General features: G+C 68.6%; 11 protein-coding genes. 9 read left to right on the top strand and 2 right to left on the bottom strand.

The window, feature by feature from the left end:
• Positions 1–55: 55 nt before the first annotated feature.
• A complete protein-coding gene (locus KEG57_RS36410; protein WP_272424324.1) occupies positions 56–3499 on the top strand; it encodes a WD40 repeat domain-containing protein in 3444 nt (1147 codons plus the stop codon).
• Positions 3500–3523: 24 nt separating this feature from the next.
• On the opposite strand, the gene KEG57_RS36405 is transcribed toward KEG57_RS36410, so the two are convergent.
• Entirely contained in the window at positions 3524–4111 is a 588-nt protein-coding gene (locus tag KEG57_RS36405; protein ID WP_272424321.1) for a DUF4274 domain-containing protein, read from the bottom strand.
• Between the two features lie 219 nt (positions 4112–4330).
• Here KEG57_RS36405 and KEG57_RS36400 point away from each other — a divergent pair, with 219 nt between their 5' ends.
• The gene (locus KEG57_RS36400; RefSeq protein WP_272424319.1) at positions 4331–6547 is read left to right on the top strand and encodes a sensor histidine kinase; all 2217 of its coding nucleotides are present in this window, start codon (positions 4331–4333) and stop codon (positions 6545–6547) included.
• A gap of 15 nt (positions 6548–6562) precedes the next feature.
• Here KEG57_RS36400 and KEG57_RS36395 read toward each other — a convergent pair whose 3' ends face one another.
• Complete coding sequence (locus tag KEG57_RS36395) at positions 6563–7639, bottom strand: STAS domain-containing protein (protein ID WP_272424318.1); 1077 nt, start codon at positions 7637–7639, stop codon at positions 6563–6565.
• Between the two features lie 312 nt (positions 7640–7951).
• Here KEG57_RS36395 and KEG57_RS55835 point away from each other — a divergent pair, with 312 nt between their 5' ends.
• The 7 genes from KEG57_RS55835 to KEG57_RS36360 are packed head-to-tail and all read left to right on the top strand — an operon-like array spanning position 7952 to position 20206.
• On the top strand, positions 7952–10405 hold the full coding sequence (locus tag KEG57_RS55835; protein ID WP_272424317.1) for a type VI secretion system Vgr family protein: 2454 nt from the start codon (positions 7952–7954) through the stop codon (positions 10403–10405).
• A gap of 14 nt (positions 10406–10419) precedes the next feature.
• The gene (locus KEG57_RS36385; protein ID WP_272424316.1) at positions 10420–12870 is read left to right on the top strand and encodes a type VI secretion system Vgr family protein; all 2451 of its coding nucleotides are present in this window, start codon (positions 10420–10422) and stop codon (positions 12868–12870) included.
• 28 nt (positions 12871–12898) lie between these two features.
• The gene (locus tag KEG57_RS36380; RefSeq protein WP_272424315.1) at positions 12899–15337 is read left to right on the top strand and encodes a type VI secretion system Vgr family protein; all 2439 of its coding nucleotides are present in this window, start codon (positions 12899–12901) and stop codon (positions 15335–15337) included.
• Positions 15338–15362: 25 nt separating this feature from the next.
• Positions 15363–18068, top strand: a complete 2706-nt coding sequence (locus KEG57_RS36375) for a DUF2169 family type VI secretion system accessory protein (RefSeq protein ID WP_272424314.1) — start codon at positions 15363–15365, stop codon at positions 18066–18068.
• Positions 18061–19110 carry a pentapeptide repeat-containing protein gene (locus KEG57_RS36370; RefSeq protein ID WP_272424312.1) on the top strand — a complete coding sequence of 350 codons (1050 nt, stop codon included), beginning with the start codon at positions 18061–18063 and terminating at the stop codon, positions 19108–19110. The genes KEG57_RS36375 and KEG57_RS36370 overlap by 8 nt, the downstream gene beginning before the upstream one ends.
• Before the next feature lie 22 nt (positions 19111–19132).
• The gene (locus KEG57_RS36365) at positions 19133–19792 is read left to right on the top strand and encodes a DUF3540 domain-containing protein (protein ID WP_272424311.1); all 660 of its coding nucleotides are present in this window, start codon (positions 19133–19135) and stop codon (positions 19790–19792) included.
• Between the two features lie 12 nt (positions 19793–19804).
• A complete protein-coding gene (locus tag KEG57_RS36360; protein WP_272424309.1) occupies positions 19805–20206 on the top strand; it encodes a DUF4150 domain-containing protein in 402 nt (133 codons plus the stop codon).
• Positions 20207–20212: the final 6 nt, after the last annotated feature.

Below are 20212 nucleotides of genomic sequence, written 5' to 3'. Positions count from 1 at the left end.
TCGAGCGCGCACTGGCGATGGATCGTGCGCGGGAAAACGTGTAGATCCGTGAGCCATGGCCCTGGATGTTCGCGGGAAAACCGTCGTCCTCACCGGTACCTTTTCGAAGCTGAAGCGCGCCGAGGCGGAGAAGCAACTCGCGGCGCTCGGGGCCAAGATCGGCAGCAGCGTCGGCAAGTCGACGCACGTCCTGTTCGCGGGCGAGAAGGCCGGCAGCAAGATCGACGCGGCGGGGCGCCTCGGAATCACGGTGCTCGGCGAGGACGAACTGATGGCTCTGCTCGCCGGTCCGAAGAAGAAGAAGGCGCCGGCGCGTTCGAGCCGCGCGTCGTCGTCGTTCGCATCGCTCGACCCGAAGGTGCCCGGGCCTGCGCTCACGGCCGCGATCGAGGCGCTGCCGTGGGACGACTTCGAGGCCGATCGCGATCTTTCGGACCTGCGCGAGGTGCTCTACGCCCACGAAGCGGCGCACGGGATCACGGCGGCCCACCGCGCCGCGACGGCGCGACTGCGACCCCGCGCGACGCTGCAGCACGCGCACGGGCACGACGTCGAGGTCAGTGAGAGCGAGCTCTCGCCCGACGGGCGTTTCCTCGCCACCGGGTCGTGGGTCGGCGACGACTACGATCACGGCGGCGTGCTGCAAATCTGGGACGTGCGGGCCGGGCGCTGCGTGAACATGCTGCGCGTGCGCGGCGGGGTCGGTTGGCCCGATCATGGCGGCTGCATTCAATGGCGACCCGACGGCAAGCGCGTCGGCCTCGCGTTCGATACCAACGGGGTCGGCAGCTTCGACCCGTTCGGCGCGTCCGGCGAGCCCGATTCGTGCGCCTACGTGACCGACGGATGGAACCGGCCGCCGTCGTGGGCGTGGTCGTCGAACAGCCGCGACGTCTATATCGCCTGCTGGGGCCCGAACCTCGCGCTCGGGGCGATCGTACCGCTCGTCGGTCGGCGGCCCGCGCCGCGCTGGTGTCAATCGACCGACCGTTCGGACCCAAACGATCCGCACTCCGAGCCGCGCCTGCACCCGATGGGTGGCATCGATTGGTCGCACCCCGATCGCATCGTCGGTACCAGCGGTTTGTCGCACGTCTTCGCGCTCGACGCGAAGACTGGAAAGATCTTGTGGGAGCAAAAGGCGCATCCGCCGGTCTCGTTCTCCCCCGACGGAAACGAATTCGTGATGCACCCGGCCGGCATCGTTTATTACGACGCGAGCACCGGTCTGCCCAATGGCAAGCTGCCCATGCACGTCGGTGCCGCGTCGCTCCTCTATTCGCGTGACGGCGCGCGGCTCGCGGCGATCGTGCAACCCGAGAACGAGTGGCGGGCGGAACCGGGGATCTTCATCTACGACCGCGGCACGTACCGCTACAGCCTCGACGTGCCAGCGCCGCGGACCGACGAGGACGAGACGTACGAATTCTCGTGGCGCCCCGACGGTCGCGCGGCGGCGATTTTGGTGGGCGGGCGGCTGCAAGTCTGGGAGCTCGGCGACGCGCCGGCAAAACGGCTCGACATTGCCGCGCCGAGCGGCGGCGTGGCGTATGGCGACGGCGTGCTCGTCAGCAATACGGCGAAAGGGCTTGTGTTTTTCCGGGATCACGACGGGGCGGAGCTCGGTCGGTTTCGCCCGGCGATCGAGGCGAGCGGCGACAGCCCCCTCGCGCTCGGCGGCGACGATTTTGGATCGACCTGGGACTGGAATCCGGCATTCCCGCTCGACGGCGAGCGGGTGGCCGCGGCATTGCCCGAGGGCGTGGTGATCGGGCCGCCCGACGCGAGCGCCAGCGTGGCCGAGATCGACGCCAAGATCGCGTGGGTCATCGATCGCAAATGGGCGTGGCCGTGGCGCTGGGGCGAGGCGAAGGTGTGGCCGGACGCGGCGGCGGCGGCGGCCGATCCCGCGGCGTCGGCGTCGTTCAAGCGCAAGTTCGGCAAGAAGGGCAAGGCGCCGGCGAGGCCGCAGAAAGTGAAGTGGCCGCCGCCGGGAGGCTCGATCGACGACGTCGCGGCGCTGGTCGAGGAGGGCATCAAGTCGCTTCGCGTCAGATATCACGGCGACAATTACCGGCGGGAATTCGCGGAGCGAGTGATGGCGCTCGGCCTTTTTGATCGGGCCGCGGCAGCGCTCGACGGCACCGGCGGCTGGCCCAAATGGGACGATCCGTGGTTTTCGGCCCGGGCACGCGGAGAGACGGTCGTGGCCGCGCTCGCGTGGCGCAAAGGCGAGGCGCTGACAGACGCGCAGACGAAGACCCTGCGCCGGTGGCTCGAGGAGGCCGAGAAGCTGCTCACGAAGAAAGAAGCCAAGCAGCACAGCGCGTCGCGGCCGCAGGCGATGATCGGCGCGGGCTGGGTGCTGCTCGGCGAAAAGGCCCGCGGCGACAAACTGCTTTCGTCGGCCATTGCCACGGTCGACCCCGAGACCAATGCGAGCGAGAATCGCGGCGTGGTCGCCGAGGCCCTGGCCGCGGTCGGGCGGATCCACGAGGCGATAGACATGATCGCCAGCGGAGATGAGAAGCCGTCGTGGACCGAGACGCGGGCCGTGTTCTCGGCGATCTGTCCGCGCGCGTCGGCGGCGGAGCTGAAATCCCTCGTTTCGCAGATGAAGGAGCGCGACGCGCACAACGAATTCGAGCTGCTCGACCGCGGGCTCTCCCGGCTCATCGCGCTGAAGGAATGGGATGCCGCGGTCTCGTGGCTCTCCGAATTCGACGGACTGTCGACCACCGTAGCGCGCCTCCGACTCGCGGCCGCGATGGCGGCCGCCGGCGAGCCGGCCCGCGCCGAGGCCGCCATGGCCGAGGAGCTCGTGCCGAAGTACGAGAGCTCGGCTAAGTACTTGCTAGGCCTCGCGCGTGTGGCCCCAGAGCGCGCCGGCAAGCATTTCGAGACGATCCTCAAGGCGGCGCCGAAGCTACGCAAGCAGAGCCTCGACTTCCCGTGCCACCTCGCCGGCGCAGCGGCGGCGCTCGGGCGGCTCGACATCGCGGCGAAGCTCGAAAAGGGCGCGCCGAACAAGCTGGACGTGTTCGAGGTGCGCGTCGGCGTGCTCGGCTCGCTGGATCCTTCGCATCCGGAATGGATGGCGTGGTTCACGCGCGCCCGCGAGCAATTGGAGCAGCAGCGCAAGCCGCTCCAGCGCATGGCGGCGCTCGCCTCCCGCGGCGGGCTCGCGGACGAATGCACCGCGCTGCTGGATCAAGCGATCGAGATGGCCCGAGGCGAGGGGTATCCGGACATCGTACTCCAAGAGGTCTCGGCGGTGATGGCCGCGGCCGGCGACCTCGCCGGGGCGCACCGGGCGTTCATGGCGATCAGCAAGGGGATGCGCTCGTACCGCAACGGGCCGCTGCTGTCCGCCGCGGCGGAGCGCGGCCTGTGGGCGGCGACGGTCGACATCCTGCGGCAAATGCCGCAGGACCTCAATGGCGCGCCGCAGCGCGGGCTTTCGATTTTGCTGAAGGCGACCGATCGCGACGGGTTCTGAGCCCGCGGCGTGGGCGCGACGGCGTCAGGGCTTTTGGGGTTGCCAGACCGGGCGCCCCGACGGGCGCCCCGCGGCTTCCCACGCGGGGTCGGGCACGCTCGGCTCCATGAGCGCCGCGGGCGGGGGCGGGCGCAAGAGCGGCGGATGGTTCGGATTGGGCGTCACCCAGTCGAGCGGATCGATGGAGCAGTGCATGTCGCGGCGCGGGTTGAAGGCAACCACCGCGGTGGCGAAGTCGCGCGCGAGGAGGCGCTGCTCGAGCTCGCGCATCAGGGCGATATCTGCCCGCGCAAACTCGGGGATCTCCCGATCGGTGGCGTATTGCCGCTCGAAGTACGGCGCGCCCAGCCAGTAGAGCATCAGCGCGGTGCCATAGTCGCAATGGGGATTCTTGAGCAGCGCCCGCCCGCCGCGCGAGCCATTTCGCCAGTTGCGGCGGTACGCGACCGCGTCGAAGGCGTGCGCCGCCTGCTCGGGGCTCGGGGGTGCTTTTTCCACGGCGGGCGCGCGCTTCGGCGCCGGCTTCGCGGATGCCGTGCGCGCGGGTTTTTTCTTCGTCGCGGCGGGTGTGCGCTTGGAGGTTTTCTTCGCTGGAACCGTGCGGGTGGCCATGGGGCGGGCACCATGGATCACGCGAGCCGTCGACGCGAGCGGAATTCTTTGATTTCTGGGTCCTGCGGTTTTCGGGAGCGCGACGCTCGGACGAGCCACACCGAACGCGTACGCCGGAGCAGCCGCGCAGGCGAGAGCGGAGCGGCGGCGGAAGTGGAAGTGACGCGTGGTCGCGCGGCCCTACGATCGTAGTATGGGCCAGAAGGTTTTTTGGTCCGCATGGGGACGTTTTCCGCCGATTACGAAAGCGGCGTGCTCGCGGGCGGGCTGCGCCGCTGGCTCATGAGCGTCCAGCCGGCGCGGACGGTCCTCGCCTGCGTCGTGCTCTTTTTGGCCCACCTCGGTCTCTCGGAAGCGAGCTACCTTTTCGTCTTCCCGCCCGCCAACAATGCCGTGTTCTGGCTGCCCAGCGGGCTGACCATGGCCTGGTTTCTCCGCACGACGCCGGCCCAATGGTCCGCGTGGCTCTTCGTTATTTTTCTGGCAGAGGTGCTGGTCGTCTTGCTGCACGGGCAACCGCCCGGTCTGGCCATCGCCTGGGGCGCCGCGGCCGGTCTCCTGCCATTCACGGGCGCCTCGTTCTTGCGCCGACAGGCGCACCCGGTTTTCGTGTTCCGGCGCCCCTGGGACGTCGTGCGTCTGGTTTTCCTCGGAGCCGTGGTCGGGGCGCTTCCCGGCACCCTCGTCGCGGCGGCTGCGAGCGTCGCGTGGCTGGGCGAACACTCGTTTTGGAAGGTAGCGGTCGCCTGGTGGAGCAGCGATGCCCTCGGGGTCATCCTGCTGTGTCCGCTGTTTCTGACGTGGACCGAGCCGGAGCCGTCGCGCTCCGGCCGCGCTGCCGAAGCATTGAGCCTGCTCGTGATACTGACGGTCGGGGCGTACTGGGTGTTCGCCAGCGTGCGGCCGCGTGAGATCGAATCGGCGCTTCCCGCCCTCCTGTTCCCCCTGACGGCATGGGCGGCCATTCGATTCGGACCCCGAGGCGCAACGGCGGCCACGGTCATCGTCGATTTCATGGCGACCTTGCACACGAGTCAAGGACGCGGCCCCTTCGCCATGAGCAGCGCGTCCGTGGCTGCGCGCGTCCTGACCGTACAAACGTATGTCGCGGTCCTCAATCTGCTCATCCTGCTCCTCGCGATGGTCGTCGTCGAAGAACAGAAGGCGCGAGCCGCCGCCGAGCGGGCGCAGCAGCGCATGAAGTTTCTCGCCACGGCCTCCGAGATCCTTTCGGAGTCGCTGGATTTTTCGACCAGGTTCGCCGCGCTGGCGCGGCTCTGCGTGCAGTCGATGGCCGACTGGTGCGTGATCGACGTCGGCGAGGGGGGCGTGATCCGGCGCCTCGGCGGCGCGCACCGTGATCCCTCCAATGAGGCGCTTCTCCGCGAGCTCGAGGAGCACTACGCGGCCGACGCGAGCTCGCCCCAGCCGGCGGGTCGTGTCCTCCGCACGGGCAAGCCCGTGCTGCTGCCTCTCGTCACGGACGAGGTCCTCAAGGCGCACGCCATTGATGACGAGCATGCGCGCCTGATCCGGGCGCTCGGCACGCGTTCGGCGATGGCCGTGCCGCTCTCCGTTCGCGGACAGACGATCGGGGTGCTCTCCCTCGGCTGTGCGACGCTCGGTCGGCAATACAGCCCCGCCGACCTCGAGCTCGCGACCGAGCTCGCCCGCCGCGCGGCCATCTCCATCGACAACGCGCGCCTCTACCGTGACGCGCAGGCTGCCGTTCGCCTGCGTGATGAAATCTTGTCGATTGCGTCGCACGAGTTGAACACGCCGATTGCGAGCCTCCAGCTCGACGTGCAGACGTTGAAGAGAGGCTCAGCGCAATCGGGCGATCCATTGCCGCCGTCCCTGACGCGGGTCGAGCGACAAGTAAAAAAGCTCGCGCGCCTGATCCAGGAGTTGCTCGACGTCACGCGAATCACGACCGGGCGCCTCCATTTGCAAATCGAGGACGTCGATCTCCCAGCCGTCGTCCGTGACGTCACCGAGCGCTTCACGGAGGACTTGTCCCGGGCCGCCTGTCCACTGACGCTGCACGCCGAGCCAGCCATGGTCGGACGCTGGGATCACATCCGCCTGGAGCAGGTCGTCACCAACCTGGTCTCGAATGCGATCAAGTTCGGCTCCGGTCGTCCGATCGAGATCTGGGTCGGCGAGGCGGATGGAATGGCGCGGCTCACGGTGCGCGATCATGGCATCGGCATCCCTCCCGATCGCCTGCCGTACATCTTCGAACGGTTCGAACGGGCGGTTTCGTCGCGCGCGTATGCCGGCCTCGGCCTCGGGCTCTATATCGTGCGTTCCATCGTCGAGGCCCTCGGCGGCTCGATTCGTGTCGAGAGCACATTGGGCAGCGGAACGATGTTCACGGTGGAGCTGCCTCGCGCGGGGCCGCCGCGGTCTGCTGGAAAGGAAGGCGAAAACTGAAGATACGTGGATGTTCTACCGAGCACTCGCTCGACGGGCCGTGCGCGCTCCGCCCATGCAGAGCAAGAGGCCGTCGCGCAGGCTGGCGAGCGTCACGAGCTTCGACAGATCGATGCCAATCGACACCATCGTCTGGGCGACGGCGGGGCGGATGCCGGTGATCACGCAGCGCGCGCCGAGCAGCTCGGCGGCGCGGACGAGCCGCAGGATGTGGTCGGCGGTGGACGTGTCGATCACGTCCACACCGGTCAAATCGATGATTGCGTTGCGCGCGTTCTTCTGCACGATTGCCTCGAGCAACCGCTCCATGGTCTCGGCGGCGCGCTGGCTATCGACGACGCCCATCAGCGGCAGGGTGATCACGCCGTCCCAGACCTCGATGATCGGGGTGGACAGGGCGCGAATGGCCTCCTCCTGACGCGCGATGAGGTCGAGTTTTTCCCGCAGCTCTTTTTCGGTCTCGGCGCGCTCCTCGACCTCCTTGCGCACCCGTTCGAGGGCCACCGCCAGGTCGGCCTTGGTCGCCTCGTCGGTGCCGAGCAGGCGCTCGACACGGTCCTCCAGGCTCGTTTCCGAGGGCCGGATGACGAATTCGTCGTAGTCCTCCCCCTTCGTCGCGAATGCGACCTGCTCGGCCCAGCATTGCGAGACCCCGAAGAACCGCTGGAAGATCCCCGCGAACTTGCCGCCGAGGTAACTCGAGCCCCAGCTCACCCCGAGCGCCTTCTGGCAGTCGGCCTCCCAGTGGTTTCGGGCACGGACGCGGGCCTCCTTGGCCTTTGAATCGAGCGAGACGAGCTCCCAGACGCCCCAGCCAGCGGACGCGGCCACCTGGGTGAGCTGGGCGAAGCCCTGTTCGAAGGTGGGAGACTGGCAGATGTACGCCCAATCCTCATCGACGCCGTCGCGCCCGCCGCCGTGGAGCGAGAGCCGGATCCGCTCGGTGCCCACCATACGCTGCAGCCCTGAGAGCAGCCCGGCCAGGGTACTCTCGACCCAGATGAAAATGCCGGGGTTGCCCCCCATGCGTAACGTCTTCCGCTCGGTATCGTATTCGAATTCCACACCACCCAGGGTCGCGCGCTCGATCATCAGCTCGTTCTCCAGCGCGCATCCTACATCGTCTGGAACGGAAGTGTGGAGAAACGTATGCGAAACCTCGATGACCTGCCGACCGGCCGGCAAGGCAAGGCTTTGGGCCTCCGATTTCGCGAGGGGTGCGGATCGGGAGTGTCCTCCGTCGCGTTTCGTAATGAATTGATTGCGGCGACGCCCGCCAAAACGAGCAATCTTGCATACGATTACCGCGCGCGTCAACGTTTACGTTCGCGTCACCGCCACCAGCCCCCTTGAAACCCCGCTCGCGCCAGGTGAACATCCCCATCGAGGAAAGGGAACCCGCGCGTGCCCAATGACGATTTCGCCTTCGCGTGCGAAGCCATACCCGGCGAGGGGCCTTTCGGGGCGTGGGGGGCGCTCCGGGTCGTGCGTTTCCGCGGTCGGGAAGCGCTCTCCGAGCCGTACCGCTACGAAATCACCCTGCTCGCGAAGGCCGGCGCGTCCGACGTCGATCCGCGCGACCTCGTGGGCAAACGCGCGACGTTGCGTATCGTTACGCTGTCGAACCCGCCTTTCAAAGTCGTTCACGGCATCGTCCGCGAGGCCTCGGAGCTCGCCGATGTCCCCGAGGGCACGCTCCTCCGCGTGATCCTCGACCCGCCCTGGGCGCGGGCGCAGCACCGCACGCGGTGCCGCATCTTCCTCGACAAACCGCTCCGTCGGATCCTCGAGACCGTCCTCGCCGGCGATCCGCTCATGGAGCACCGGAGCGCCGCCGAAGTCGAAGACGACGACGATACGGAAACCTTTTCCCCCGCCCGCGAGCTCTTCACGTTCCGCGTGACGGACACCTCGCGGCTCGACGATCCACGCGCGCGAGCGTTCGTCGTGCAGTACGAGGAGAGCGATTTCGCGTTCGTCTCGCGCCTGCTCGAGGAAGAGGGCATCAGCTACCACTTCGAGAACGGCCGGGAGACGTGCTTGCTCGTCCTGACCGATCACGACGCCGGCCGGCCGCGCCTCGCGCCCGCGCAGCTCGGCGCGGCGATCCCCGGCCGGAGCGTGAGTCACGTGGCGCTCGGCGCGCGCCTGCGCCCGACGCGTGTCGTGCTCGACGATCACGACTGGAGGAAGCCGACGCTCGACATCATGGCCAAGGCCGGCAGCGGCGATCTCGCCGAGTACCATTATCCCGGCGCGTACGCGGATGCGCCTGGCAAAGGCGAGCCGCTCGCGTCCGCGCGGCTCGATCGGTATCACGTGGAGGCGAGGTACGCGGCCGGCGCGGGCTCGGTTCGGGTGCTCTCGGCCGGATCGATCTTCGAGCTCGAGGCCCAGGAGCCGGACCACGAGGGCGAGTACGTCGTGACGCGTCTCGACGTGCGCGGGGCGCAAGCGGGCGTCCTGTCACAGCCGGCGGCCGAGGACGTGGTGCCGTGGGAGGCGCGCTTCGAGCTCGCGCGGCGCGGCGCGGGGAGCGCCGTCGAGCCGTCGCGGTTCCGCCCTGCGCTTCGCACGTCAAAGCCGCGCATCCGTGGCGTGCAGACCGCCGTGGTGACGGCCGATCCCGGCACCGGGGCCGAGGTGAACGTCGGCGGGCCGGACGGGCTCAGCGTGGGTTGCGTGCGGCTCAGGTTTGCCTGGGACACGGAGAAGGCGCGCCTCGCGAAGGAGCCCTCGAGCCTGTGGGTGCGCGTCAGCCAGATTTTCGCCGGCGCCGGCGAGGGGGCCGTGTTCCATCCGCGCGTCGGCGACGAGGTGATCGTCGATTTCGACGAGGGCGACCCGGACAGACCCGTCGTCGTCGGCCGCGTCTACAACGGCGCGAACCTGCCCGCGCGCGGCGCGGGGCACGAGAGCTCGATGAAGTCGCTCTCGACGCCCGGCGGCGGCACGTACAACGAGATCATGTTCGGCGACGCGGCGGGCGGCGAGGTGCTGCACTCCTTCGCCGGCAAAGACCAGACGACCGACGTCGCGAATTTCCGGCGCGAGAGCGTGGTGTCGAACGCGAAGATGACCGTCGGCGGCGACAACACCGAGACCATCGCCGCAAATCGCACGGAGAGCGTCGGCGCGAACGACACGCTCACGATCGGCGGGAACCAGACGATCACCATCGGCGGCAACGCGGTGACCATCATCGGCGGCAACCTCGCGCATTCGGTCGGCGCGAACGAACTGAACATGGTCGGCGGCTCCCAGACGATCGGCGTCGGCGGGAGCGTCACGGAGAGCGTCGGCGCGGATGTGAACGAGTCATATGGGGCTTCGCGCGAGACGACCGTGGGCGGCGCGGTGACCGAGAGCTTTGGCGCGATGATGAAGGTTTCGGTGAGCGGGAACGTGACCGAGAGCGCGGCTTCGCACGCGCTCGACGTGAGCGCCGCGCGGCTGATGATGATCGGTGGCAACTACAGCACCGTGGTGACGGGCAGCGTCACGACGAAGGTGGGCGCGGTCGAGATCGAGGCGAGCGGGGGACCGCAGACGCTCGAGGTCGGCGGCTCGATCACGCGGTCGGGCCCGCTGCACCTCACGTTCTCGGGATTCGAGGACGACATCAAGAGCGCGAAGCTCGACGCGCAGGGCTCCTCCATGTCGATCAACGTGATCACGCTGGAGGCGATCGGCATGACCCGTGACATCACGGGGATCGCCAAGTCGAAGAGCGGCGCGAGCCCGAGCGCGTACGGTTACGAGAAGAGGATGTGCGGCGGGATCCTCAAGATCGCGGCCGTGGGGCTCGTCGCGTCGGGCGTGGACAACCAGGGCGGCGGGCCAAACGTCGAGGCTTGAGACCAAGAGGACGTATGCCGAACTTCGACTACACGTTCGCTTGTGAAGAGGCCGCTGGGGCCTCCCCTTGGGCCTCCCTGCGGATCGCGCGGTTTCGCGGGATCGAGGCGATCTCGTCGCTCTACCGCTACGAGATCCTCCTGCTCGATCCGGTCGGGACCACCGCGGTTCCGGCGCTCGTGGGCAAACGAGCGACACTGCGGATCGCGACGCTCTCGGCGCCTGCATTCAAGGCCGTGCACGGCATCGTCGTGGAGGCCGAGGAGATTTCCCGACTGCCGGAGGGACGCACGCTACGTGTCGTGCTCGCGCCGCCGTTCGCGCGCGCGATGCATCGACGGCGGTGCAGGATCTTCCTCGACAAGACGCTCCGCGAGATCGTCTCGGCCGTGCTCCTCGGCGATCCGCTCGTCCACGAGGCGGGCGCCGAGGCGCTGGCGCCCGATCTCGGCGACGCCGGGTTTTCGCCCGCGAAGGAGGCGTTCGCGTGGCGCGTCGAGGACACCTCGCGGCTCGACAGCCGTCGCGTTCGACCGTTCGTCGTGCAGTACAACGAGAGCGATTTCGCGTTCGTCTCGCGCCTGCTCGAAGAGGAAGGGATCACCTACCACGTCGAGAATGGCGCGGAGACGAGCCTGCTCGTGTTTTCGGACGGCGACGCGGGCCGCCCGCGCCTCTTGCCGGACCTCGTCGGCATCGGCATCGACGGGCGCGAGATCCGCGGGTTTTACACGGGCGGCAGGATGCGGCCCGAGGCGGTTTCGCTCGGCGAGTACAACTGGAAGCAGCCGGGTCTCGAGATGGCCGCGCGGGCCGGCGGCAAGGACGCGGATCTCTTCGAGGTGGTGTATCCGGGCGGTTATCCCGACGAAGCGAGCCAGGGAAGGCCACTCGCGAAGGCGCGGCTCGAACGGCACAGGACCGAGGCACGGTTCGCGCGGGGCGAGGGGCACCTGCGGGTCCTCGGCGCCGGGACGCTCTTCAAGCTCGAACACAAGAAAACGCGCCTCGAAGGCGAGTACCTCGTGACCTCGCTCGAGGTCGTGGCCGAGCAAGCGGGCGTGCTCCCGAGCGGCGCGGACGGCGGCGCGAGCGAGCCTTTCCTTGCGCGATTCGAATGCGCGCGGCGAGGGCAGGGGACCTCGATCGAGGAAAGCGGGTTCCGCCCGCCGCGTGTCACGCCGAGGCCGCGGATCGTTGGTACACAAACGGCCATCGTGACGGCGGATCCTTCCTCGTCGGGCGCGGAGATCCACGTCGGCGGGCCGGTGGGCGCGCAGATCGGCTGCGTGCGCCTCCGGTTCCACTGGGACACGGACGAGGCGCGGCTCGCGAAGGAGCCGTCGAGTGCCTGGGTGCGGGTGAGCGAGCCCTTCGCGGGCAGCGGCATGGGCGGCGTGTGGCACCCGCGCGTGGGCACGGAGGTCATCGTCGACTTCGAGGAGGGAGATCCCGATCGCCCCCTCGTCGTCGGCCGCGTCTACAACGGCAAGAACCGGCCCTACCACGGGGGCGCCCCCACGATCAGCACGCTGAAGTCGAACGCGAGCCCCGGCGGCGCCGTGCACAACGAGATCACGTTCGACGACACCTCGGGCGCCGAGCGCATCTACACGAACGCCGGCAAGGACATGGAGACCGACGTCGGGAACGAGCGCACCGAAACCGTGGGCGCGAACAGCGCGATGAAGGTCGGTGCGAACGACACGGAGACCATCGGCGCGAACTGCTCCGTGACGATCGGCGGCGACGAGACGGTCACGGTGGCCGGCAACGATACGGCGCTCATCGGGGGGAACGTGTCGACGACGATCGGCGCGAACGCGACGACGGTGATCGGCGGCAACGAGGGGCATTTTGTTGGTGCGGATCAGTCGATCTCGATTGCCGCCGCGCACAGCGAGCTCGTCGGCGGCGGCGTGATCGAAGAGATCGGCGGCACGCTGACGACGAGCGTCGCCGCGTCGGAGACCGAGACCGTGGGCGGCAACCGGACCACGACGATCACGGGCGCGCACACGCAGTCGTTTGGCGCGGCGCACCTCAAGATGGTCGGGGGCAACCGTGATCTCTCGTGTGCGAGCCTCGACACGACGGTCTCCGCCGCCTCGATCCGCATCGTGGCGGGCTCGGTGACGACGAAGGTCGCCGCCGATCACACGCTCACCACGGGTGGCGGCGCGATTTACCTCGCGCCTCGGTACAAGGCGCTCGACGCGAACCGGAGCGACGTCGACGTCGCCAAGTACACGATCACGGGCCTCGACGTGACCATCGGCGGGATCGCGCTCGGCGCCACGGGGTACTCGTCGTCGACGATGGGCGTGAGCGCCGCGGCCGCCGGGCTCAACCTGGAGTTCGTCGGCGCGGACGTGGACTTCTTCGGCCTGCTCACGCGCGTCGACGGGGGACACATGCAGAACAACGGGGTCAAGACGAGGGTCGGGCTCATCATCAAGCTTTGAGGGCGCTCGCGTTGGCACGAGGAAACCGATGAACACCGACGATTTCGTGTTTGCGTGGGAGGACGAGGCCGAGGCCCCGGAGCCCTTGCGTGTCGCGCGCTTCGAGGGCGAGGAGGGGATGAGCCGCCTCTTCCGCTACGAGCTCCATCTCCTCGCGAAGGAGGCCGATCTCGATCCCGAAGCCATGATCGGCAAGCGCGCGAGCCTCTGGATCGCGACGGCCTCGGCGCCCGCGTGGAAGGTCGTGCACGGCGTCGTCACCGAGGCCGAGGACCTCACCACCGTCCCCGAGGGCTCGGTCTACCGCGTGGTCCTCGAGCCGCCGCTCGCGCGCGCGCGGTACCGCACGCGGAGCCGCATCTTCCTCGACAAGACCTTGCGGCAGATCCTCGAGAGCGTGCTCCGCACCGACGCGGGAATGACGCTCGCCTCGGGCGCTTCGCTCGATCCTCCGGTCGGCCCGCCCGCGTTCACGGCCGCGGCCGAGCGCTTCACGTTTCGCATCAAGGGCAGCCGGCTCGACGATCCGAAGGCGCGGCCGTACGTGGTCCAGTACAACGAGAGCGACCTCGATTTCGTGGCGCGGCTGCTCGAAGAAGAGGGGATCAGCTACCACTTCGAGCACACCGACGACGCGAGCCTGCTCGTGCTCTCGGACAAGGACTTCGGCCGATCGCGCGTCCCGGGCGACGACGTGTTCGGTCCGGGCAAACCCGGCCGCGCGATCGGCACGTTCCGCCTCGGCGCACGGCTGCGCGAGACCAAGGTCCACCTCGGCGCGTATAGCTGGGAGAAGCCTGCGCTCGACGTGGACGCGCTCTCGGGCGCATCGCAGGACTTGTCCGTGTACGCCTTCCACGGCGGCTCGTTCGAGAGCGCCGAGCTCGGAGGGCCCCTCGCGGAGGCGAGGCTCGACGAGCTCCACACCGAGGCATCCTTCGCCGTCGGCGAGGGGGTCACGCGCGTGCTCTCGGCCGGATCGATCTTCACGCTGGAGCACCCCAAGGCCCGGTACGAGGGCGAGTACCTCGTCACGCGCCTCTGGGCCGTCGGCCATCAGCAAGGCGTGCTCTCGGTCGATGCGGGCGGCGCCCCGGCGGAGCCGTTCCGCGTCGAGATCGAGTGCGCCTGCCGCGGGCGCGGGAGCGACGTCTCCGAGAGCCGCTTCCGCCCCGCGCGAAGGACACGCAAGCCTCGGATCCTCGGATCCCAGACCGCGTTCGTGACGGCGGAGCCGAGCGCGCGCGGGGCCGAGGTGAACCTCGGGGGCCCGCGCTCGATCGGGTGCGTGCGCCTCCGATTTCATTGGGACACGGAGGAAAAACGGCTCGCCAAGGAGGCCTCCAGCAAGTGGGTCCGCGTGAGCGAGCCGTTCGCGCGCGGCGGCCAGGGCGGCCTCTGGCACCCGCGCGTCGGGAGCGAGGTCATCGTCGAGTTCGAGGACGGCGATCCCGATCGCCCCTTCGTCACGGGCCGCGTTTACAACGGGAAAAACCGTCCCGCGCAGACGAATCCGACGCACAGCACGATGTGGTCGCTCTCGACGCCCGGCGGCGGCGTGCGCAACGAGATCTCGTTCGAGGACACGGCCGGCAGCGAGCGCATCTACATGAACGCCGGCAAGGACATGGTCACGAGCGTCGGCAACGAGCGCGTGGAGAACGTCGGCGCCGACGCGCTCATGACCGTGGGGGCAAGCAACACCGAGGAGATCGGGGGCAACCAGACCATCCAGATCGGCGCGAACGACACGCTCTCCGTCGGCGGAAACCAGACCGAGACCATCGGGGCGAACCAGATCCGCATGATCGGCGGCAGCCGGCTCGTGATCATCGGCGGCAACGAGGCGCGGCAGACGGGCGCGAGCCACGCGAACATCGTCGGCGGCGCCCTGAAAGAGAGCGTCTCCGGCGATGTGGGCGAGACGTACGGCGCGGCGCGGACGACGAGCATCGCGGCGGACTGGACCGAGACCTACGGCGCGACGCGGGATCAGACCGTCGGGGCGATCGTTCTTCAGGACTACGGCGGCAACCAGACGACGGACATCGCCGGCGCGCGGACCATCCACGCGGGGGCCGTGCTCGGCGAGCTCATCGGCGGGAACTACGACACGGAGATCGGAGGCTCGGAGACCGTGGACGTCGGCGCGGCGACCATCCACGTCGCGGCGGGCCCGATCACGCATCAAGCGTCGAGCCTCGACATCAACATGCTGATCAAGCTGCACCTTGTCGGGGTGAAGCTGAACATGTTCGTGTTCAAAGCAGCGGCGACGGGCAAGTCCACGAGCTACGGCGCGCTCACGGCCTCCGCGAAGGGCACGGCCATGTCGTTCACGGGTCTGAACCTCCGCACGACGGGCCTCAAGTCCACGGCCGCGGGCGCGAAGCTCGACGAGGACGGGGTGAAGCTCGTGGCCATCGGCGTCCTCATCCACCCCTCGGGCGTGCATACGTTCACGTGACGGCACCTTGAAGACGATCAAGCCCATGAAGCTCGGCGTCCTGACGCGGACGTTCGAGCTCGATCGCAAGCACTACTTCGTCCCGACGATCTTCGTGTTCTGCGATCTCGGCCCCGCTCGAAACCTCCTTTCCGAGGTCGAGCTCTGGCGCCTCGCGGCCGCGGAGCTCGGCAAGGAGGCGGTGATCGACGAGTGCATGCCCAAGCAGCGTGGCGAAGTGCTCGTCCACGGCCGCTGCTACACGGCGAATCGCGTGCCGCGGCCCGCCGCCTCGGTGCGCGTGAAGGTCGGCCCGATCGACAAGACGCTCTACGTCATCGGCGATCGGGTCTTCCGGCGCGACGGCACGCCGAGTGATCCCGAGCTCTTCACCGAGATGCCCATCCGCTACGACCGGGCCTTCGGCGGCGAGGGGTTTCCACAGAACCCGATCGGCGTGGGGTTCGCGAAGGTCCTGGAGGACGGGCGCGCGGTGCACCGGCTGCCGAACATCGAGCTGCCGGACAAGCTCATCAAGAGCACGTCCGATCGCCCGCAGCCGGCGGGCTTCGGGCCTTACGATCTGCTCTGGGCCCAGCGGTGGCCGAAGATCGGCACCTACGACACGAAGTGGATGCGCGAGGAGCTGCCGGGCCTGGCGAAGGACATGGACCTCTCCATGTGGAACGCCGCGCCGAACGACCAGAAGCTCGCGGCCGGCTACTTCGAGGGCGTCGAGGAGATCGTCGTCGAGAACATGCACCCCGACAAACCTCGGATCGAGGGGCGATTGCCGGGCGTCGTCGGTCGATGCTTTGTGACCCAACGGACGGCCGAGGGAGACGTGTTCCGCGAGATCCCGCTGCACCTCGACACGGTGCAGCTCTTCCCGCACCACGAGCGTGTGGCGCTCTCCTTCCGCGGGCTCTGGGCCATCGCCGAGGATGACGCCGACGACATCCTCCACCTGCTCGTCGCCGCGGACGATCGCGCGGCGCCCCGGCCGATCGAGCACTACCGCGCCGTGCTCGCGCGCAGGCTCGATCCGAAACGCGAGGCCTCCGAGGTGTTCCGCGACGGCGATCTCTTGCCGCCGGACGCGGGCGGCAAGGCCTCGGGAGGCGGGGAGATCGACGCGATGTTCGATCTCACGCGCTCGGAAAACCTGCTCCAGAAAAACCTCGCGGAGCGCGCGCGGCGCGAGGCCGACAAAACACGCGCGGCCATCCTGGCGGCCGGCGGAGATCCGGATCTCGTGCCGGTCGTCGAGGGGCCGAAGCCCGTGGACGGGCCCTCGTTCGGGGACCTTCCGGACTTCGTGGAGCGCTCGGAGCGGGATCTCGCGGAGGCGCAACGCAAGATGGACGCGGCGCACGAGAAGGCGCTCGCGGACGCGCGCAAGCGCTACGCCACGGCGGGCCTCGACTACGACGCCGAGGTCCAGCGGATGAAGAAGGAAGCCGCCGGGCCGCCGAAGTTTTCCGCGGACAAGGAGCTCGAGCGCCTGCGCGACATCCAGACGCTTTGCCACAACGCGAACGTCGCGACGCCCGATCTCGACGCGGCGCTCGCGGATCCAGCCACGGAGCAGAAGCTCCGGAAGGCCGAGGAGGAGGCGCGGAACGCGTATCGCGACGGAGCCCATCTCGCCGAGCACCGTCCCGGTCGCCTCGAAGAACCCGCGCGCAGCGAGCTGCGGAGGCGCGTCGCGGCTGCGCACGCGGAGGGCCGGAGCCTCGCGCGGATCGACCTCTCGGGGGCCGATCTCTCCGAGATGGACCTCCGCGGCGTGGATCTCACGGAGGCGTTCCTGGAGAACGCCGATCTTTCGGGGTCAAACCTTTCAGGTGCGAAGCTCTCGCGCGTGGTGCTCGCGGGGGCCGCGTTCGTGGGCGCCGATCTCACGGGCGCCGATCTCACGGAGGCGAACCTCGGCGCTTCGAACGGCAGGAACGCGAAGCTCGACGGAGTCACGCTGCACAGCGCGATCCTCAGCAAAGCCGACCTCACGGGCGCGTCGTTCCGCGACGTCGTGTTCGAGCTCGCCGATCTCTCCGACGTTCTGCTCGACGGCGCGGCTCTCGCGGGGGCGCGCTTCGATAAGTGCATCATGAAGGGCAACCTTCTGCGCGGCTGTGATCTGCGGGCGTCGACGTTCGTCCACGCGATGCTCGTCGAGGTCGACCTCAGGAACGCGAACTTCGCGAACGCGACGCTCGAGCACGCCTCGCTCGTGCGGTGCACGCTCGACGGCGCGTCGTTCCTGCAGGCGAACCTCTGCGGGATGCGGCTCGCCGAGCCCTGCTCCTTCGTCGGCGCGGATTTCACGGGGGCGACGATCGCCGCGGCGACGCTGCGCGAGGCCGACTTCAGCCACGCGGATTTCAGCGGCGCGACGCTCTCCTCGTCGGACCTCTCGAAGTGCGTCTTGCGGGAAGCAAAGCTCTACCGCGCCGTTGCCAAGAACGCGCTGTTCATGCGCGCGGATCTGACGGGCGCGAGCCTCGTCGCGGCGAACCTCGAGGGCGCGATCTTCCTCAAGGCCAAGCTCGGCCGCGCCGATTTCAAGGGCGCGAACCTCTTCCGCGCCGACCTCTTGCGCGCCGTCGGTGACGACAAAACGAGCTTTTTGGATGCCCTCGTCACGCAGGTTCGTGTCTCGCCGAAGGGCAGCGCGGGCGCCGCGACCACGGTGGATCCGACCACGCCGCGCGCCGTGGTCAAGCCAGGCAGCAAGGAGAGCCGTGGATAAAAGCGAGCTCGTGCAGATGGTCAAGGGCGGGGAGATCCTCTCCGGGGTCGACCTCTCCGGTCTGGATCTCGCCGGCGCCGATCTCTCCGGCGGCATCTTCGAGAACGTCTCGTTCCGCGGGGCGAATCTCAGCGGATGCCTGTTCAAGGAGAGCGTGCTCAGCGAGTGCGACTTCGAAGGCGCCCGCATGGACAAGGCGAACCTGCGCCACGCCGTGTTCAATCGCTCGAGCCTGCGCGGCGCCGATCTGCGCGGCGGGAACATGCCCGTCGTGAAGTTTTACCAGTGTGATCTCACGGAGGCGCGGTTCGCCGGATCCGACCTCGTGATCTCGGGATTCGCGCAGAGCGATCTCACGCGCGCCGATCTCTCGGGCTCGAACCTCGATCGCGCCGGGTTCGTCGAGTCGACGGTGACAGGTATGATCCTCGCCCGGGCGTGCCTCAAACAGACGACGCTCTACAAGGCCGATCTCGAGAAGACCGATTTCGCCGAGGCGCGCTTCGACAACACGCTCTTCATCGGCGCCAAGCTCCGCGGCGTGAGCTTCGCGGCGATGGATCTGACGCTGTCGCAGTTCATCGACGGAGACCTCGAGGGCGCCTCCTTCGAGCGGGCGATCGTGCGTCAGTGCAACTTCATGCGCGCGAACCTCGCGGGCGCGTGCTTCGACGGCGCGGAGGCGCAGCAGGCCATCTTCGTCGAGGCGAAGCTTGCGCGCGCGACCTTCACGAAGGCGTGCCTCACGCGAGCGCTCTTCGCCGACGCCAAGATGCCACTCGCCGATCTTTCGGGCGCGCGCGTGGACGAGGCCATCTTCCACCGCGCCGCGTGCGAGGGGGCGCGGCTTTCAGGCTGCGATCTGACCTACGCCGACTTCACGCACGCCGATGTCTCGGCGGCCGACTTCACCGGGGCGAAGGTCTTCCGGACGCGTTTCCACCGCGTCAAAGACAAGGATACGATCTGGTGCAGCCGCGCCGCCGCCCTCGGAGACGAGGCCGAGGTCGTCACGTCCGAGGACTGGAACCCGCCGTATTGACCGTTCGATCAGGAGAGACGCCATGCACAGCGCCGCACGGAAGTTGAATCGCGAGCTCACGACGATCGACGAGGGGACGGTCGTCGACGTGAAAGACGGGGTCGTCACGGTCCGCGTGGGCGATTTCGATTGCGCGGCCCGGCGCGCGAAGAGCTGTCTCGTCGCGCCCGCTCCGGGCGACGTGGTGCTCTGCTCCTTCGGCCCCGGAGGGCGGTGCTTCGTGCTCGCCGTGCTCGAAGGACCCGAGGGCGAGACGAAGGCGGCAACGAAAATCGAGGTCGAAGGGGATCTCGACCTCGTCACAGGCTCCGGCAAACTCGGCCTGCGTGCAGCCAAGGGCGTGAGCGTCGCGTCGGGCGACGAGATCAGCCTCGTCGGCCGGGCGCTTTCGGTGAGCGCGCTCGAGGGCAAGCTCTTCGTGCAGAAGCTCGCCTACCTCGGCGATCGCCTCAAGGCCGAGATCGAGGCGATCAAGACCGTGGGCACCACGCGGGAGTCGATCTTCGAGCGCGTCTCCGAGCGCGTAAAACGCTCGTTCCGCACCGTCGAGGACATCGACCAGCTCAAGGCGAACAAGGTCGACTACGCCGCCGAGACGACGCTCGCCATGCGCGCCGAGCACGCGGTCGTGCACGCCGAGGAGCTCATCAAGGTCGACGGCAAGCAGATCCAGCTCGGTTAGGAGGCTCGGACCATGTTCGCAAATTCGCAGATGGGCGGGCTGAACCTGGGCTTCCCCGACGTGTGCCTGACCCCCGTGCCGCCCGCGCCCGCGCCGATCCCGATCCCGTATCCGAACCTCTCCATCGGCCCGCTCGGGATCCCGTTTGTCCCGGTCGTGCTTTATGGCGGCACGCCCGCGCACAACCTGGCGACGATGATCCCGATCAGCCTGGGAGACAATCCGGGCATCGCGACGGGCGTGGCGTCCGGGACCGTGATGGGCCCGACGCGCAGCCTCACGGCCGCGTTTTCCGTGCTCGTGGGCGGCCTGCCGGGCACGCGCCTGACGAGCGTGAACATCCACAACAGCACGAACGCGCCTGGGATGCGCATCGTCCCGAGCCAGGTGCGCGTCCTGCTCCTGGCGCCCTGAGGCGCG

It is taken from the genome of Polyangium jinanense (genome assembly GCF_028435365.1).
The sequence above is the reverse complement of the archived record's forward strand: the minus strand, read 5'-3'. Positions and strand labels throughout refer to the sequence as shown.

Excerpts from the sequence above, each read along its gene's own strand:
- KEG57_RS36410 (WP_272424324.1), top strand. The coding sequence starts at position 56 with ATGGCCCTGGATGTTCGCGGGAAAACCGTCGTCCTCACCGGTACCTTT.
- KEG57_RS36405 (WP_272424321.1), bottom strand. The coding sequence starts at position 4,111 with ATGGCCACCCGCACGGTTCCAGCGAAGAAAACCTCCAAGCGCACACCC.
- KEG57_RS36400 (WP_272424319.1), top strand. The coding sequence starts at position 4,331 with ATGGGGACGTTTTCCGCCGATTACGAAAGCGGCGTGCTCGCGGGCGGG.
- KEG57_RS36395 (WP_272424318.1), bottom strand. The coding sequence starts at position 7,639 with ATGATCGAGCGCGCGACCCTGGGTGGTGTGGAATTCGAATACGATACC.
- KEG57_RS36385 (WP_272424316.1), top strand. The coding sequence starts at position 10,420 with ATGCCGAACTTCGACTACACGTTCGCTTGTGAAGAGGCCGCTGGGGCC.
- KEG57_RS36380 (WP_272424315.1), top strand. The coding sequence starts at position 12,899 with ATGAACACCGACGATTTCGTGTTTGCGTGGGAGGACGAGGCCGAGGCC.
- KEG57_RS36375 (WP_272424314.1), top strand. The coding sequence starts at position 15,363 with ATGAAGCTCGGCGTCCTGACGCGGACGTTCGAGCTCGATCGCAAGCAC.
- KEG57_RS36365 (WP_272424311.1), top strand. The coding sequence starts at position 19,133 with ATGCACAGCGCCGCACGGAAGTTGAATCGCGAGCTCACGACGATCGAC.
- KEG57_RS36360 (WP_272424309.1), top strand. The coding sequence starts at position 19,805 with ATGTTCGCAAATTCGCAGATGGGCGGGCTGAACCTGGGCTTCCCCGAC.